Source organism: Pseudomonas sp. Ant30-3, assembly GCF_000690905.1.
In the GTDB taxonomy this organism is placed as follows: domain Bacteria; phylum Pseudomonadota; class Gammaproteobacteria; order Pseudomonadales; family Pseudomonadaceae; genus Aquipseudomonas.
The window spans coordinates 1-16,371 of record NZ_JMCL01000022.1 but is presented as its reverse complement, the minus strand read 5'-3'; the positions used below and the strand labels follow the sequence as shown (position 1 = coordinate 16,371).

The 16,371-nt window shown below is 58.0% G+C and carries 9 protein-coding genes; 5 read left to right on the top strand and 4 right to left on the bottom strand.

The genetic code is table 11. The features are described 5' to 3' along the window. Nucleotides 1-135 precede the first annotated feature (135 nt). Both DU29_RS0105790 and DU29_RS0105785 read right to left on the bottom strand, forming a co-directional pair. Nucleotides 136-921: a siderophore-interacting protein gene (locus tag DU29_RS0105790; RefSeq protein WP_028620871.1), complete on the bottom strand. Its 786-nt coding sequence runs from the start codon at nt 919-921 to the stop codon at nt 136-138. Then, a complete protein-coding gene (locus DU29_RS0105785; protein WP_028620870.1) occupies nt 918-1,493 on the bottom strand; it encodes a PadR family transcriptional regulator in 576 nt (191 codons plus the stop codon). The genes DU29_RS0105790 and DU29_RS0105785 overlap by 4 nt, the downstream gene beginning before the upstream one ends. 491 nt (nt 1,494-1,984) lie before the next feature. On the opposite strand from DU29_RS0105785, the gene DU29_RS0105780 reads away from it, so the two are divergent. The 5 genes from DU29_RS0105780 to DU29_RS0105760 all read left to right on the top strand — a co-directional run bounded on the left by DU29_RS0105780 (nt 1,985) and on the right by DU29_RS0105760 (nt 7,634). Further along, nucleotides 1,985-2,473 (top strand): CS1 type fimbrial major subunit, encoded by a 489-nt coding sequence (locus tag DU29_RS0105780; RefSeq protein ID WP_028620869.1) that lies wholly within the window; start codon nt 1,985-1,987, stop codon nt 2,471-2,473. Between the two features lie 108 nt (nt 2,474-2,581). Continuing rightward, nucleotides 2,582-5,107: a CS1-pili formation C-terminal domain-containing protein gene (locus DU29_RS0105775; protein WP_028620868.1), complete on the top strand. Its 2,526-nt coding sequence runs from the start codon at nt 2,582-2,584 to the stop codon at nt 5,105-5,107. A 2-nt stretch (nt 5,108-5,109) separates the two neighbouring features. Then, complete coding sequence (locus tag DU29_RS0105770; RefSeq protein WP_028620867.1) at nt 5,110-6,312, top strand: hypothetical protein; 1,203 nt, start codon at nt 5,110-5,112, stop codon at nt 6,310-6,312. Nucleotides 6,313-6,356: 44 nt separating this feature from the next. Then, nucleotides 6,357-7,100, top strand: a complete 744-nt coding sequence (locus DU29_RS0105765) for a pilus assembly protein (protein ID WP_028620866.1) — start codon at nt 6,357-6,359, stop codon at nt 7,098-7,100. 33 nt (nt 7,101-7,133) lie between these two features. Beyond that, nucleotides 7,134-7,634 carry a hypothetical protein gene (locus DU29_RS0105760; RefSeq protein ID WP_028620865.1) on the top strand — a complete coding sequence of 167 codons (501 nt, stop codon included), beginning with the start codon at nt 7,134-7,136 and terminating at the stop codon, nt 7,632-7,634. Nucleotides 7,635-7,702: 68 nt separating this feature from the next. Here the strand turns inward: DU29_RS0105760 and DU29_RS0105755 are convergent, their stop codons facing one another. After that, nucleotides 7,703-12,829, bottom strand: a complete 5,127-nt coding sequence (locus DU29_RS0105755) for an NEL-type E3 ubiquitin ligase domain-containing protein (protein WP_028620864.1) — start codon at nt 12,827-12,829, stop codon at nt 7,703-7,705. 164 nt (nt 12,830-12,993) lie between these two features. Then, nucleotides 12,994-16,122, bottom strand: a complete 3,129-nt coding sequence (locus tag DU29_RS0105750) for a transglycosylase domain-containing protein (protein WP_028620863.1) — start codon at nt 16,120-16,122, stop codon at nt 12,994-12,996. Nucleotides 16,123-16,371 lie beyond the last annotated feature (249 nt).

Genomic DNA, 16,371 nt, shown 5'->3' with positions numbered 1-16,371 from the left:
TGCTCCCGCTGCGCTGCGAAGCGGCGCTAAAGGGTTCAGGATTGCTCCGCAGCCCAGCGGGAGCAAGCTCCCTCGCCACATAAAGCGACCCAGATGTTTGCGCAATTCGACCTTCACCGTCGGTGCGGGCGTGGCTCACTCCTCGTCACTGTCATCCAGCCGCCAATAGCCGGCCGCTTTGACAAATTGCTCATCCAGCCCGTGCTCATCGAGCAACACCCGCCGGATCTGCCGCGACACTTTACTCTCGGTCGCCACCCACGCGTACAGATTGCCTGCCGGGATCTGCACCTGGCGCACGGTGGTCAGCAGGTGATCCTTGCCGCCCTCACGCAGCACCCAGATCACATCGACTTCAGCAGCACTGTGCAGCACCTGCTGTTCCTTGCCGTTCTCCACTTCGACAATCACCAGCGCCCGCCGGTTGGCCGCCAGGCCTTCCAGTCGTCTTGCGATGGCGGGCAGGGCCGTTTCGTCGCCAATCAGCAGATAACTGTCGAAGATATCCGGCACGACCATCGAGCCCCGTGGCCCGCCGATGTGCAGAAACTGCCCGGGTCTGGCCTGCTCAGCCCAGGTCGAGGCAGGGCCATCGCCGTGCAACACAAAGTCGATGTCCAGCTCCAGCGTGTCCAAATCATAGCGGCGTGGCGTGTAGTCGCGCATCGCTGGCTTCGGCCCGTCGTCTTTACCCGCGCCGAGCACCAGCGTTTCCAGAGCGGCCTGTTCCGCCGCGTTCTGCGGGAACAGCAATTTTACGTGATCGTCCGTGCCGAGACTGACGAAGCCCGCCAGCTCAGGGCCGCCCAGCGTGATGCGGCGCATGCGTGGCGTCAGGTCGACCACGCGCAGCACTTCCAGGCGACGGCGTTTGATTTCATGCATCACGCGGTGGATGGTGTGCTCGATCATTTCGGTCATTCGGCTTTCTCCTGAACAGGTTGCACCGCCGGACCGTCGACGATGGCTCTGGCGGTGTTGTTGAGCAAATCGCGCACCCGCAGGATTTCGTCCGGGCTCCAGCGACCGTGGTGCATCTGCAAGGCATGCCGCAGGTTGTGCACCGCTTCGTGAATTTCGGCGGGGCGATCATGGCCGCGCAATGAACGCTTGCTGACGTCAATCCGCATGCGCACGCCGTCCAGCGCAATCGCTTGCTCACTCAAGGAAAGACGTCCGGCGTCGGTCACGCTGTAACGTTTTTTGCCTCCGTCGGCGTCGCCCTGAATCATTTCGCTTTCTTCCAGAAAGGTCAGGGTGGGATAGATCACGCCGGGGCTGGGGCTGTAGGCGCCGTCGAACATGCTTTCAATCTGGCGGATCAGGTCATAGCCGTGGCAGGGCTGCTCGGCGATCAGCGCCAACAGCAACAATTTCAGATCACCGGGGGCGAATACACGGGGGCCGCGGCCGCCGCGCTCTCTGCCTTGACGCTTTTCGAAGCCGTCGCGGCTATCGCCATGTTCGCGATGGGGGGAATGAGGGTCTCTCATTTTTTCTCTCTCTCGTCGTGTTTAGATACAACTTAAGATATATCTTGGCGAGAGATCAAGGCGTTTTTTGCTGTTGCCCTGCCTGATCGGACGAGTGGCTGACGAGTGATCAAGACCGATTCCGGTGCTTTTCGAGTCTGACTTTTTTCAGCCCTGTGATTAGAGCTATCACACTAATATCAGTTGAGTATATATTCTAAAATCCTTCCAAGTCCCCGCTTCTAAAAGTTGTTTCGCCTGTATGGTTTTTTGATGAAAACTGTATGTAAGGCGCAACTTACAGTCATCGTTTCTTAGTTCGATTATTTGAACTTTTTTCCCTGTTGTCTGGAGGTCGTTGAACTACGCGCTCATCGGAAGTTGCCTGCTTACTTTCCAGAGCGAACACTTGATCATGCCCCGGCGTTGAAAGTGCAAATAAAACGACCTGTCATCAGGCGTTATTTTTATTTTCAATGAACCGACCCTTTAAAGAAAACAGGTACTCAACGATGTTCAAGAAATTCGCAATCGCTGCCCCTCTGGCCGTCCTGGCGCTGGGTTCGTCCGCGGTGTTCGCCGCTGGCGAAGCTGCTCACTCCATCAGCATTGTTGCTCATGTGCCCTCCAAAAGCTTCTACGTGCTGCCTGTCGATCCTGACCTTGTGACCAAGGATCAGGACATGAGCTATGTAGAGTCGACCAACTCAATGAAGACAATTAACAGTTTCTTCGACCTTCATAACAGCAACGGCTCAGTACATAGCAGCCTGGCTTATATGCCAAAACTGTATGCGGGTGCCTCGGTTATCCCACTCAAAGTTGAAATGAATGGCGTCGAACTCTCGCTCACTCCGCAACAGATCGTGGGCGAAGAGGAATCCAATACCAACTATCGCGCGCCATTTAAGATCAGTGCCGTAGGTACCACATTCAATCCGGGTGATTACACCGGCACCGTGGCCATGACCTTCGATGCCGTGCTGCCAGTCGGGCCTTGATCGAGCAATTGCGCACTAAGCGCTGACGGTCCAGTTAGCGATCACCGGTGGGGCAGAGAGTTGTTTGCCCCACCGGACTTCACGTGTTCGACCCAAGAGTAAGACTTCATGTTCCCGATGACACCCATCGCGGCGGCGCTTGCGCTGCTGTTTTGTGCCAGTGCCGCGGCGGCTCCCGCTTCTTCCGCGGGTACGACACCGCGAAGTCTGCTGGCCCAGGCCAAAGGTCTGCCGGCGGATTTCGAGGAGCATTTTTTTGATGTGCCTCTGGCTGTTCGGGTGGAACTCGATCAACAGCCGCTGGGGGAGGCCATGGTGGTGTTATCGCGCGATGATCGCATCACCCTGCTCGAATTTACCGACACCAGCGAAAACCGTTTTGGCCCTGCCGAGCGAGAAAAATGGGCGAGTTTCCTCAAACCGGGCGTGCTGCTGGGCAGCTGCACTGGATCGTGTCCGGACCAGGTCCTGGCCGTGCATTACAACCTGGAGAATTCGCTGGTCTCGATCCTCACGGAAAATGCCGAGCGCGATGTCCAAGCCAAACGTTACTTCGAGCAGCCCGAGGGTGGCAGCAGTGGCCTGATGGTGCGCAACCAGCTCAACCTCAACGGTGGCCAGGACCAGGATCTCGGCGGACGCTATGGCCTGGAAGCCAGCGCCAGCCTCGGCAACTGGAGCCAGACATTCAACATGCAAATGGCCCGCCTCGGCGGCCCGGATACGCAGCTCTATCATGCAGTACATGAGCTTTACACCCAGCGCGAACTGCAAGGCAGTTTCTTCCGTCTGGGCTATTTCACCCCCAATTCCGAAGGGCTGACACGCCAACCCCGCGCGTTTGGTTCCAGCCCCGACACCGCCGTCGGCGTCATGTATGGCAGCTCGGACAGTTTGGCTATCAACACTCCGATGCCGAGCGTCTATCCGATCTATGTCACGGCCAATCGCCAAGGCTCGGTGGAGATTTACCGCGACGGCCTGCTGATCAATACCCAATCGGTGCCCGCCGGTTTGCAAACGCTGGACACCCGACCGCTGCCCGGTGGCATTTACGAGGTGGAAGTGCGTTTGGTGGAGGACGGTCAGATCACCTCTACCACCCAAGAGCTGGTGTACAAACCCGCCAATTGGCGCAACCTCGACGAGCGCTGGCGCTACAACGTGTTTGCCGGAGAAGAAAGCAAACTCTGGAGCAACTGGGACCAGCAGGCCAGCGGCAGCCTGACCGCAGGCGCCGCGGTCAATTACCTGATGCATCCGCGGGTCATTCTCGGGCTGTCGGCACGTCAGGTTCGCGAAACACTGCAGTACGGCACGTCCATCGACTGGACGCTCGCCAATCAACTCAGCCTGTACGCCAATGCCTACCAGACTCAGGACCACGGCACCGGCCTGGACCTGCAGAGCCTCTATAACTACGGCTCCGGCAGCCTGGTTATCAGCCACAACCGCAGCTGGCTGGACACCACCAATCTCTATGAAACATTGCCGGACGGGACGCGGGTGCGGCAACGCAATGTGTATATCGGCAAGACCAGCAACTCATCGCTGGCGCTCAATCACAGGATCAGCAACAAGAATTCGATCACCGCCCGGGTGTCGCACAGTGAAGGCAACGTCGAGGGTGTGGCGCTCGACCTCGGGTGGAACCAGCGCACTACCCTGTTCGGCAGCAATGGAAACTGGCGGCTGTCGTTGTTCGACCGGCCGGGCAGTTACAGCAGTGGTAATGCGCGCAACCGCGGGGTCGACCTGAGCATCAATCTGGCACTCGGCGCGCCGGGTCAGCAGATCACCGGCAGCATCGGCTCTCGTACGGCCCGAGACGGTGGCCGCGATAACAATGCTTCCCTCGGCTGGCGTCAGGACTTCAAAGATCATGTGCTGCAAAACGTCTCGGTCACTGGATTGACTGATACGTACGGGATCGGTGTGTCGAGCCTGGCTAATTTCCGCACCGATGCCATCAATGGCGATGGTTTCGTTCAGCGTTCCTCGTACAACGGTAACTTCAGCGGCGGCCTTAACCTGGACAGCACGCTGGTCCTGGGCGGTCAGCAGATGCTGCTGACCAGCCAGCATGAAATGCGCGGCGCCGGGATGATCGTCGACGTGGAATCGGACATTGATGACATCGCCCTGCGCGCGGACGATTACAGCGGCGGCAGTGCGGCGCTGAAGCCGGGGCGCAACTTCATTCCCATTACCGCTTACAAGAACAGTTCGGTGAGTTTCGACTTTCAAGGCAATAACGTGCCGGCGGCCACCATCGAGCCGGCACGGACCCGCTATCACCTGAACAAGGGCGGTGTGGAGTACCGCAAGATCCGCGTGATGAAAACCCTGACCGTGCTCGGCCGGCTGGTCGACGAGCAGGGGCAACCGCTTAAAGGCCATCACGTGATCAACCACGCCAGCCGCGGCGTCACCGAAGTCGACGGCTTCTTTTCGATGGAAATGAACGCGGGCTCGCCGACGCTTGAGGTGCGCCAGGGCAATCAGTTGCTGTGCCAGTTCCGCCTTGATGCGAGTCGCCATCAACGTGAAAACAATGTGCTGATGATCGGCGACCTGCGGTGCACACCGGACACGCTGGCCGACGTCACCTTTACCGATCAGAAGGCGGGTTAATCATGAAGAAGTACATGTGCTGGCTGGGTCTGTTGGCGGTGCTTTTTGCATCGCCTGCATACGCGGTCAATCAGGAAATCCGCGCGCTGTTTCGGCCGGATCCTGCGCAACCGAACAAGAACGTGTTTGTGAACCAGACACCCAACAGCGGGTACTGCGCAGAGTATCCCGGCGAGTGTGCCAGCAACGGCATGTTCAGTATCCAGTTGCCGCTTCGCTTTACGTCCAGTCGGCCGCTCAATCTGGGCGCCGGTGTTTACATATTGGTACCGGTCAGCTGGAGATCGCTGACGGTGACCAATGTCGAAACGCTAAAGACGGAAACCGTCGAGGTGCGTTTTGTCGGCGTCGGTTCCAAATACATACTGAGTCATACCGCCGCCAGCCTGACAGGCGCGGCGAATGATCGCGAGGCCCACCAGAAACTGTGGGTCGGCAGCAGCTGGAACTACGCGCCGGCCCCGTGCCAGTACAGTGGAGTCGGGGCTTTTGGGGCTGATACCTATCGGTTTTTCTGGAAGACGCCACAGCATGCCCATTGCGGCAAGCAGAACTACGTGACTATTCCGGGCATCACTTTCGAGAACCTCGACTTCGCGTATGAATTGCGCACGCCCAATCCGTTGGGCATGAGAAACGGTCTTTACAAAGGCTCGTTGACCTACAGCGTTGCGCATGGAGGGGATATCGATCTGGGACCGGCATTGGTGCCCAGTGACAGCAGCCTGACCCTGGACTTTGTGCTTGAAGTTCAGCACACCCTGAAAGTCGAGCTGCCCCCGGGCGGCAACAGAGTGGTGCTCGAGCCTGCCGGTGGATGGCAGCCGTGGATAGAAGGCGGACGCAAACCCGACCGGATCTATCGGGCAGCACCGTTCTACATTTCAGCCTCGACACCTTTCAAGGTCAGCATGCTCTGCGACGCCGCCAGCAGCAGTCGTTGCAATTTACGCAGCCCGAGCGGCAACGTCACTCAAGTCGGTGTCAAGATCAGAATGCCACCCGGGTTCGGCTTGCCCGATGACTATGAACAGCCGTTGGCGCTCCACGCCTGGTTCAATTACTGGCCTTCCCAATATGTCGACAGACAAGAAGGTGCGGTGATTTTCGAGATGCCAAAGGACGTCATCGACAAGCTTTTGGTGCCTGGATTCAGTGACACGTTCTACGGCGATATCACCATTATCTGGGACTCGGAAGCATGAGCTACGGGGCCGTCCATTTTCATTTTTCATTGGGGTCGAGGACGATGAACCGTCTGTTTTTGCTACTGCTGCTGAGCGTCTTTGGAGTACCGGCTTATGCCGGTCCGCAAATCAATGTCGGCACTGTGTACGACTATCTGGATGCCGATAAAAGTACCTACCTGAAACGGGTATTCAACAGCGGCGACAGCACCGCTTTCGTCAAAGTGAATGTGCTGGAAATTGTCTATGGCACCGACGGCAAGCCAGAGGAGATTCCGGTTGTCGCCGCCGCCAATGGGGCGTCGCGCAATGGCCTCATGGCAAGTCCGGCCCGGTTGATTGTGCCGGCTCAGGGCATGCAGGGTACACGCCTGCTGTACATGGGCGAGCGAGATCGGGAACGCTACTTTCGCGTGCGCTTCGTGCCGGTCGTGCCGGAAAAGGAAGATGAATTTGCGGTCTCCGTTGATGAACGCGAAGACTACAAAAAGAACCTGTCGGCTGGCGTCAACGTGATGACCGGGTTCGGCACGATCTTTTTCGTACGACCCAAGGACGCTCGTTTCGAGACAGCCATCAATGAAACCGACAGCCGCTACGAGCTGCGCAACAACGGCAACACGGTGATCGTCATCGACGAGTTCAAAAACTGCTCTTTGAGCGACGAGACCGATTGCGGCGCGACGCTCAAACACCACGTCATGGCGGGCAAGACGTTTGGCTTCGATAAGGATAAAGGACGCGAATACCGTTTCAAGCTGATCGAAGGCGAGCAGAAAAAAGATCTGAAAGTCGTGAGCCGGTAGGCAAAATTTCCATTGACGCGGTGGGTAGTAAACATGATCAAGCAATGCGCCATCGTCGCTCTGATGGCTATCACCTTAGTGACGGGCGCTGCGGCATGGGCCGCACGTGAGGAACACACTTTCGAGGTGTCCCTGACCGTGCCCAATCGTTCTTTTTATCTGTTGCCAACAGAGCCGGGATGGATTCATCAGGCTCAGAAACTCGAATGGGACTACCCGACATCGACCTTGGGCAGTCTCCGTAAGAGCTTTGACGTACGGCACGATACCAGTGCGATTGAAGCCCGCCTTGAAACAATCCCGTACCTGTCCAATGGCAAGCAAAACGGCATCATCGAGCTTTGGGTTCGCTTCAATGAGGTCACGCTGATCGGGGGCATGCCCGCTCGGGAAGTGGTGTCGGCTGAGGACGCGGTGGTCGGCAAGCGCGTGTGGCTTGAGATAGCGCCGATAAAACCGATCAATGGTTACCGGGCGGGCGACTACAGCGGCAATGTGCTGTTGCTATTCAATGCCAAGGCCCCGGGCGCTTGATTGCTGGCCCATCTGATCAATACGCCCTGAAGACTGCACAACCTGCCAGCCTTCAGGGGGCACTTCGATTACACGCCGGCTCTCGCTAACGCTTCGCGCGTCAGTTTACGAGCCAGGTCATCACGCTGATAACCGAGTTCCGACACCCAGTGTTCGTATTTCGCCGTGCTCATTTCTTCCCCGCCGAACACCTCGCTTTGCGCAATATTCAACTTGCCTGCCAGTTCTTCCATCTTGAGTTTGAGCGGGCCAAGGTCCTTCAGGTTTTTTGTAGTTGCCCACTCTTTCTGCGCATCACGCAGGTCTTCCAGCCACTCAAGCTTCTGCTCAAATACGCGATAGTTTTCGGCAAACTCCGCTGGGTAAGTGCTGCGCAGGTAGTGGTCCCAAAAAGGAACCTCAACCAGGCCGAGCATTCTGTTGGCCAGTCCATCACCTTTTTCACGATCGATCACTGTCTCGAAAGCGGTGTCGATCTTGGCATCGGTGACACCCGATCGTGGTCGATACAACTGCCGCTCGGAATGCCACGGCAAGTCCAGCCGCTGGCCAAGCCCCGTCTCGAACGCCAGGTGCACAACGATGTCATCGGGTGGATTTTTCAACGGATCGGCCTGGTGAGCTTTCCTCTGGCTGATAATTTCCTGCCGGGCAATGTCACCCAGAACTTCCAGACGAGCCGCGCCGCGTGCGAGTCTGACCAGCGTGTTTTCCAGTTGCGCCGCTGTGGCTGACTCAATCGGAGCCCGCGCCACCAACACCCTCAAGCCCATGTTGTTGAAGCGCTGAGCGCCGGCGTCCGCGCAGGTCTGTGGTTCTCTGGCCCGTTCGAACAGTTCCTTGCGCAACTCGCTGTCCAGGGCGGCGGCCTCGATCATCTGCCAGACGCGGCTGGTCAATTGCCGGCGCGCTTCGGTGTTGCGGAAATCTGCCGTATTGCGCTGCTGGGCAATGACTTTGAAAAAAGCCTCCGAACCGGGTTCTGCTTTTAAATCCTGCCAAAGCTCATCCCGGTCCAGGGTGTATTTTGCCGAGGGACTGAACACTGACAGCTCATCATCCGAAGCCTGCGGCCAGTGGCGTACCTCGTCTGCCACGTCAGCAGCGAAGATTTGCTCGCGGGCAAAACCCAGCGATTCGCGGTAGTCGCCGAAACGAATCTTGTCGGCTGCAGACAGTGCGGTCGTGCTCATCCGTGTTCTCGCGACAATGAAAGCCTGATCAGAGCCAGCAGTGACCTCTGGCAGGTTTTTGATCGGGCAATCCCGCAAATCGAGATAAAACTCACGAGGGCGGCTCTTCTTGCCAGCGGTGTCGCTGAACAGGCCGGACGGCCAGTCTTCGAGACCGGTATTGGCCAGGCGCAGTACGGTCAGATTGGGCAACGCGCTGACATCCGGGGGATGGCTCAGTGGATTGCCGTCCAGTCTCAGGGTTTTCAACCGGCTCAAGTCCTTCCACGGGTCAGCGGAGTCAGCCGTCAGGCGAATGTTGTTGTCGGTCAGGCTCAGCGATTCCAGCGCGTGCATTTTGCCGATGCCGGGCGGCACCTCGGTCAGCCCGCTGCTGACGATCGACAACTTGCGCAGGTTCGCGAAGTCGCTCAACAGGCCTTCGGTATCCGGCGTGAAACGAGCGTTATCCAGATGCAGTGTGCTGATTTGATCGAGGTATTTTTCCATCGCAGGATAGTCCCGCAGATCCTCCCACCACCTGTCGAGGTTTGGCCCCAGCAAGTCCGAAGACAGGTTCAGCGTGTAGCCACCATCGGGGTGATTGTCGCCCCCTTCGAATCCCTGACTTTTGCGCTGGAAGCAATCAAGGAGTCGCTCTTTGATGAAGCTTCCACCGTTTTGCAGGAAATCAAATCGGTCGTCGAGAGCGCTGGAGTCGTCCGAATCTCCATCGGGAAACTGGTTCTCCTCCCAGGCATTCAGCGTTGCTCGCAAGCCGTCGAGTTCTTCCTCCAGCACTTTGATGCCTTGCTCCAGATCGCCTTTGGCGCGCAGGGCTTCGACAAAGCGTTCCACCTCCACATCACTCAGCTGCGGATACAGGTTTCGAATCCTGCCTTCCGGGGTCTTCGGTGCCTTGGATAACATCGGGCCGCGTAACAAAGTGAGGGTTTCAATGCTGGCCGCAGGGCGAACGGGTGGTTCTGCCAGCAATGTCCGCCGTTCGCCCGCAGGCGCGCTGAGTTCCATGATCCACAGTTTGAGCAGGCTGCCTTGACCGTGTTGATAGCCCAATTGCGCACGTTTCTCTTCGGGCAGGCTGCGCAGAATCGCTTCGTAGAAATCGCCGGCCTTATGCAGCTGCTTGTTGTCGCCATCGAGCACTTCGTACAGGCCATGTTCATTCCTGATCAGCCGCCGAACCGTCGAGGCGTTCTCCGCGCCGACTCCGCAGCGCAGCGTGCCGTCATGGGTGCCGTCACGCGTTTCAATGCGCAGGTCAGCGAACGTGTCGGTGTAGAGTCTCAGCGTTTTGAGCGCCAGCCGCTCTGTGTCCGGAACCACGCTTTGATCTCGATAAAAACCGTCGTAGGCCCGAGCGGCGCCCGCTTCGAAATCCAGTTCTCTTGCCTGGGTCTTCATCCGTAACGGCAGGCGATTTTCATCGTTCATTATTTTAAGTTCGTCAGACTTGGCGTTGCTCAGGACTTTTTCAGTGAGCGCGAGGGGTATGTCCGGGAATGTCTGTTTCAGCAAATGCACTTGCGCTTTGTCTGAACGCTCTGTTGCCTGATAAATGCGAAGGGATATTTCGCCCTGTCGCTCTTCGACGGTGTCCGCGAGCAAATTGCGTAAAAGCTGGACGCGTTCTGCGGCGGGTGCATCGCGACCGAGCAAGGTCGCCAGTTCGGCGTCGTTCAAAAAGGCCACGGTGCGGTCAGGTAATTGGCCAGACGTGATGTCGGCAATGCTTATGCTCAGCGTGTCAGCCGCCGTTGCATTGGCATTGCCGTAAGTGCGCGAAGATCCCGTCAAATCAGCCTTTTCATAGACTTTCACCGCCCGTTCGGCAGGCCAGCCGGGGAGCCCGGTCAATATCGGTTCAAACCAGACCGATGTCGCGTCTATCGCTCGCCCGGTGCGGATATTTGCACTCGCCAGTTTGACCTCGTCATAGGCCCTGAAACGCTTGATCGTGTCGGCAAGCATGGGCGGGGTCGGCGCATTCTCAACGTACATGCGGCGCAGCGCATCCTCCTGCGTACCGCTGCTTATACGGATATGTTCAAGCTCAATGGTCTCGAAACGATCAACGCTGTGGCCGAGGCGTTGCATCAACGTTGCGCCTTCCCAGTTCGCCGGGTTCTCCGCTTCGTGCACCCAGGCCCCGCTACCGTTGTGTTCGACCTTGGGCCAGTAGGCGTTGGGGCGGGAAGGGTGCTTGACCCGATGGGTGCGCGAGGTCGGCTGTTTCGACGCTTTTTCGACGGCGTAAAGTTTGCCTTCCAGACGCAAAATGTTCTGGTCAGCGTGTCGGTGCAGGCCCTGTTCATCGGGTCTGGCATCCGTCGCCAGGGTGAGATTTTTTTGTTGGTAAGGTTCGAGGTCGGGATGCCACAGCGTCTTTCTGCCATCGGCCAGTTTAACCGGCTTCATGCCCTCGACCAGCTGCGACACTTTCAGTCGAAACAGCTCGCCAATGTCGGTGCCCGCTTTGAACGCCACCAGTTGAATGACATCCGTGACCACGCTGACCACATGCTCGGCCGCTTGCTGACCCAGGCCTTCAGCCAGATCGACGAGGCCTTCGATCACATCGCTGGTCAGTTGGTAAACGGTGTAAGCCATCATCAGCTCACCCAGTCCGGGCACGAACGGTGTTGCGACCAACAGGGCGACGTTGAAGATATCCGAGACGATTTTCTTGAAATTGTCCCACCAGGCCCAGCGCTCCTTGGTGTCGGTATCCGCGGTGGACACGGCGATGACGCGTGCATCGTTGAGGATCTTGTTAAGTTGTTGCGGGTAGGCGTGCTTCCAGTAATCCACAGGCACCGACAATCGCTCGAATTGCAGGTGAGGGTTGGTACGGGGTTCCTTGCGCCAGGTTGGACGCTGATCGGTGGGATCATCTTTTGTATGGTGTTTTGTCTCGAAAAGACGACTTTCCAGCTCCGCGAAAAAATGCCCGCGCTGCTGATGGTCGACGAACTGACTGAAGAACTGCCGATAACTTTGCTGGGTCGATGCGCCGACTTTGTCCTCGCGCAACTGCCGCGCCAGTTCCGTCATGAACGCATTCGGCGACTCGTACTCCTTCAACGGGTGATCCGGATCATGCGGCACATACACAATAATTCTGCCGATGCCTTTGGCGTCCAGTTTCATCGGCGCAACCAGCATGATGCCGGTCAACTCGGTAGCCATCATGGACAGGCCGCCGCAGCCCATTGTCTTTCCATTCAGCAGCAGCTCAGGTTTGCCTTCGATCAGCGCGAGTATCAATTTGTAGGCGTCGTACTGGAGATTGCCGGTGGTCAACGCCAGTTGCGCGGCGACCGCGAGCGCGTCTTTCTGGCTGGTGACGACTTTCTGTTCCAGTACGGCTTTGACCACCGGTTCGTCGGATAACAAATGGCTGTCGAGGTGCTGTTTGTACAGCGCGCCGATATCCAGTTCACGGCAAAGTGTCTGGAATTGCTGGATGCTCATTTTGTCTTTGATCGGCACGACGTCGAAGTGCTGGCGCTCGTCGGGGTGGGTGATGTATTGCGAGTTGGCATCCGCCTGTTCGCTCTTCGCGAAGTTGTGCAGTGCCGCGTCCAGAAGCGAAACAGTTCGGGACGAGAAACCCGGCAAGTTCTCACGCGCATACCAGGGCAATTCCTTGGGCATGTACAGGCGCAGGTAAGTGGTCTTTACGTCATTTTCAACGCCGTATTGATCCTTGAGTTTTTTCTGCAGCAGCGGGGCGGCAAACGAATAAACGTCTTGCAGATCCTTGAGGTGTTCATCGACCTGATTCTGTGACGTCCAGGCCTTGAGGTTGGCTGCTTTGAGTTTGTCGTGGTGAGCATCGGCGGCAGTTGCGTACCACGGTTCAATCTTCAGTTTAGCGGCCGCCAGAGATTGGCCTCGACGAACGGAAGCGTTTTTGAACGGGTCGCTGATGGTGCTCTTGATGAACGCGTAGTGCTGGCCTTTATCGGCAACTTCAGCAGGCGTGGAGGGGGCAGACATCATCATCATCCTTGATTGATTTAAGAATGATCAGCCTACCTGTAGGGGTCCAAAACAAAAGCCTGAATATCATCGCTGAATCGGTGTTTTTGCCGGTTAAACCTTTGGATATTCGAATCGGAAAAATAACTAATTACCACCTGCTGCAGGAAACTTCTGCAGCGCTATATGGATTTGGCTATTGCCAGCGATGTACGTTCTACCGGATGGCATTGTGTAGTGCTGCCGGGTTGCAGATACGGCGTGAGAATCGGCGCCATGCCCTTGAGCACCTGCACCGGCAATGCCGAGGTAAATTTGAAGGTTTCTGCGGATCGACCGGGCACGAACGCGGTCATGGTGCCGAAGTGGGTATCGCCTATAAAGAACACGAACGTTGCCGTGCGGTTGATCGATTTCGAACTGAGGATCCGGCCACCCGAGCCCACGGCTTCGATACGGTTGTCGCCGGTACCGGTCTTGCCGCCCATGGCCAAAGGGTGGCCATCGGGGGTGATGAAACTGCCCGACACGCGCTTCGCGGTGCCGGCATCAACCACCTGCGACAGAGCTTCGCGCATGGCCGTAGCGACTTCGGATGGCATCACCCGTTTGCCGACATCCGGGTCGTTCACAAGGCGGGTTTCATAGGGGGTATCTGCCGCGAAGTGCAGGGTGTCGATGCGCAAGGTCGGCATGCGCACGCCGTCGTTGAGAATGGTGCCGATCAATTCCGCGAGGGCTGCCGGGCGATCGCCCGAACTGCCGATGGCGGTGGCCAATGACGGGACCAGGTGATCGAACGGGTAGCCGACTTTCTGCCAGCGCTGGTGGATGTCGAGGAACGCCTCGATCTCCAGCATAGTGCGGATGCGGCTGTCGCGGGCGCCCTTGTGCCGGCTTTTGAACAGCCAGCTGTAGACTTCCTGACGTTCGAAACGGCTGGCTTTGACCACCTGGCTGAACTTGGCGTCGGGGTTGGTCAGCAGGTAGCCGATCAGCCACAGGTCCAGCGGGTGAACCTTGGCGATGAAGCCTTGATCGGGCAGGTCGTAGGCGCCTGGACGGTAATTTTCATAGAGCCGTTCGAGGCGTTCATCAGTGAGTTTTTCGCTGAGCTTGGCGCCCTTGAGGTGCGAGCGCACGAAGGTGTTGAAGCTTTCCTGACTGGCCTGAGGTAATAAATAACGATGCACCGCCGCCAGGCGAATCGGCGTCGGCCGCATGCCGTCGAGGAAGGTCTCGAGCCGCGCCTGGGTGTCCTTGGTTTTGTACTTTTTCCAGAATTTGAGCAGGAACGAGGTGCCTTCGCGGTCGGCGAACGAAGCGAGGTATTCCTGGCGTCGCGGGTCGCGATCATCCTTGAGCAGCTCGGCACTGTTGCTGGGCCCGGAGTAGGTGGTGTAGCGAACAATGTCGCGCATCAGCCGAATGAACGGCAGGTTGATCGACTCGCGCAGGGAATCGCGCAGGGTCGGCAAGCGACCGTTGTCTTCCTTGCGAAAGTTGACGAAGGTGTGCAGCCCGCCGCCGGTGAAAAAGGCTTCACCGGGGCTCGCCGAGTATTTGCGATCGAGTGCGGCACCGAGCATGGGTTGCAGATTGCGATCCTTGTTCTGGATCAGGTAATCCACGGCCCAGCGGCTGAGGCGGTCCTGATCCGGGACGTCGACTTTTTTCAATTCGGGGACGGTCATCCCGGCGTACTTTTCATGCAGCTCGGCGATGATTTGCAGGTAGGTGGTCATCACGCGCATTTTCGCGGTAGAGCCCAGTTCCAGTTTGCTGCCTTCGTTTATGTCGAACGGCTGATCGGTGCTGTCGGTTTGCACCCGCACGCGCGCGCCGTCCGGGGTGCGCTCGAACAGCGTGAAGCTGTAACGCACCTGAGCCGTGCTGGTGGGGGTCAGCAAGCGTTCGCCCATCAGACCGATCTGCGTCGCGAACGCCGGGTCGGCCAGTTGCTTGAGGTAATCGGTGGCCTGGGTTTGCAGTTCGCCTTGCAAGGTACTGGTGGCCGAGAGGTCAAGACGGTCGAGGTCGTAAAGCGGGCGATTAAGCAATCCGGCCAGACGACTGCGCGCGACGCTGATGCCCTTGTTGGTTTCGATCGGCTGGATGGTCGGCTGAGTCGCCCAGTCGCGATAGGTCACTTTGCTCGCTAACGACGCTGCGGCGAGAGGCGCATCGATGATGCCGTTTTGCGCGAGCAGGCGAATGTGGCTGTCGGTGAGGCTGGCCAGTTCATCTCGGCCCTTGGTCAGGTAATGGGAAGGGCGGCGCTGGGCGATCATCAGCGAGAGCATTTCTCGCAGGGCCAGACCTTTGTCGGCCATGGTTTTCGCATCTGTCTGCGGGCTGGCCAGACGTTCATTGGCCTTGTTGAAATCGGCGCCGTACCAGACGCGTAAACCTTCGGCCATGCCATGCACTTCACCGTGGCCGGGCACGGCGGACAACGGCACGCTGTTGAGGTAATCGCGCACGACATTCTGCCGCGCCACCAGCGTGTCCGGCCCGGCCTGATAAGCGCGGACGGTGGCGGAGAACATCTGCCGCAGTTTCTCTGCGCCTGACACGGTGAGGCCGTCCGGGGAGTGCCGATATTTTTCCAGTTGCGTCGCCAGGGTGCTGCCACCGGCGGACTGGCCGGGCAAATGCAGCAGCTTGGCCACTTGCGACCACGCCGCCATGCCGAATCGCGGCCAGTCTACTGCCGGGTTGGCCTGGGGTTGCCTGGGGTCGAGCAGGAAACGGTTCTCGATGAACAACAGGCTTTTTACAACGACTGGCGGGATCGAATTGAAGTCTGAATAAAGCTGCTGCGGGTAGTGAAACTGATACAGCGGCGCCGCTCGGCAATCGGTAATCGACAGGCCGGCCTGGATCTTCTCGGCGTAGGGCACGAAAAAACCGTTGTCGTTGTAGTCCATCAGGCCTTTCGAGAAGCGTGTCTGTGCCGCAATCACGTAGTCGCGCTTGAGCAGGCGCGGCAGGAATTCGTCCATCGAGCTGTAACCCAGACGCAAATCGAAAGGCCCGGCGCCGGGGTATCGAATGGCGTCGCTGGGGCCGGGTTGCATGTCGTAGGTCAGGGTGGCGGCGAACTTGCTGATTTCCCGGGATTGAAACTGCGCGGTACGCATTTCCTTGGCAGCCGCCAGCCCCACGACAATCGCGATAATCACCAGCAACAACCAGAACGCGCCCCAGCCGTGCCGGGAACGACCAGGTTTTTCAGGTAAAGGCGCTTCATCCACTCGTTCAGTCGGAACCACAATTTTACTCGAATCGGTTTGCCACAAAGCGCCCATAGTCGATTGATCCATTCACGCAGATTGATCGGACTTGTTTGAAGCTTAGCCGGTGGTTGGGTTTGGTGAAAAAATTGTGAAGAGGGATTTTCGTGGACCATGTTCTCCTTGGCGAAGGTTGCTTTCCTGTGGCGAGGGAGCTTGCTCCCGCTGGGCTGCGAAGCGGCCCTTTCTCGTGTGTGATTGTCCGGCGTCATCCGTTGCAGGGTTATGGGGCTGCTACGCAGCCCAGCGGGAGCAAGCTCCCTC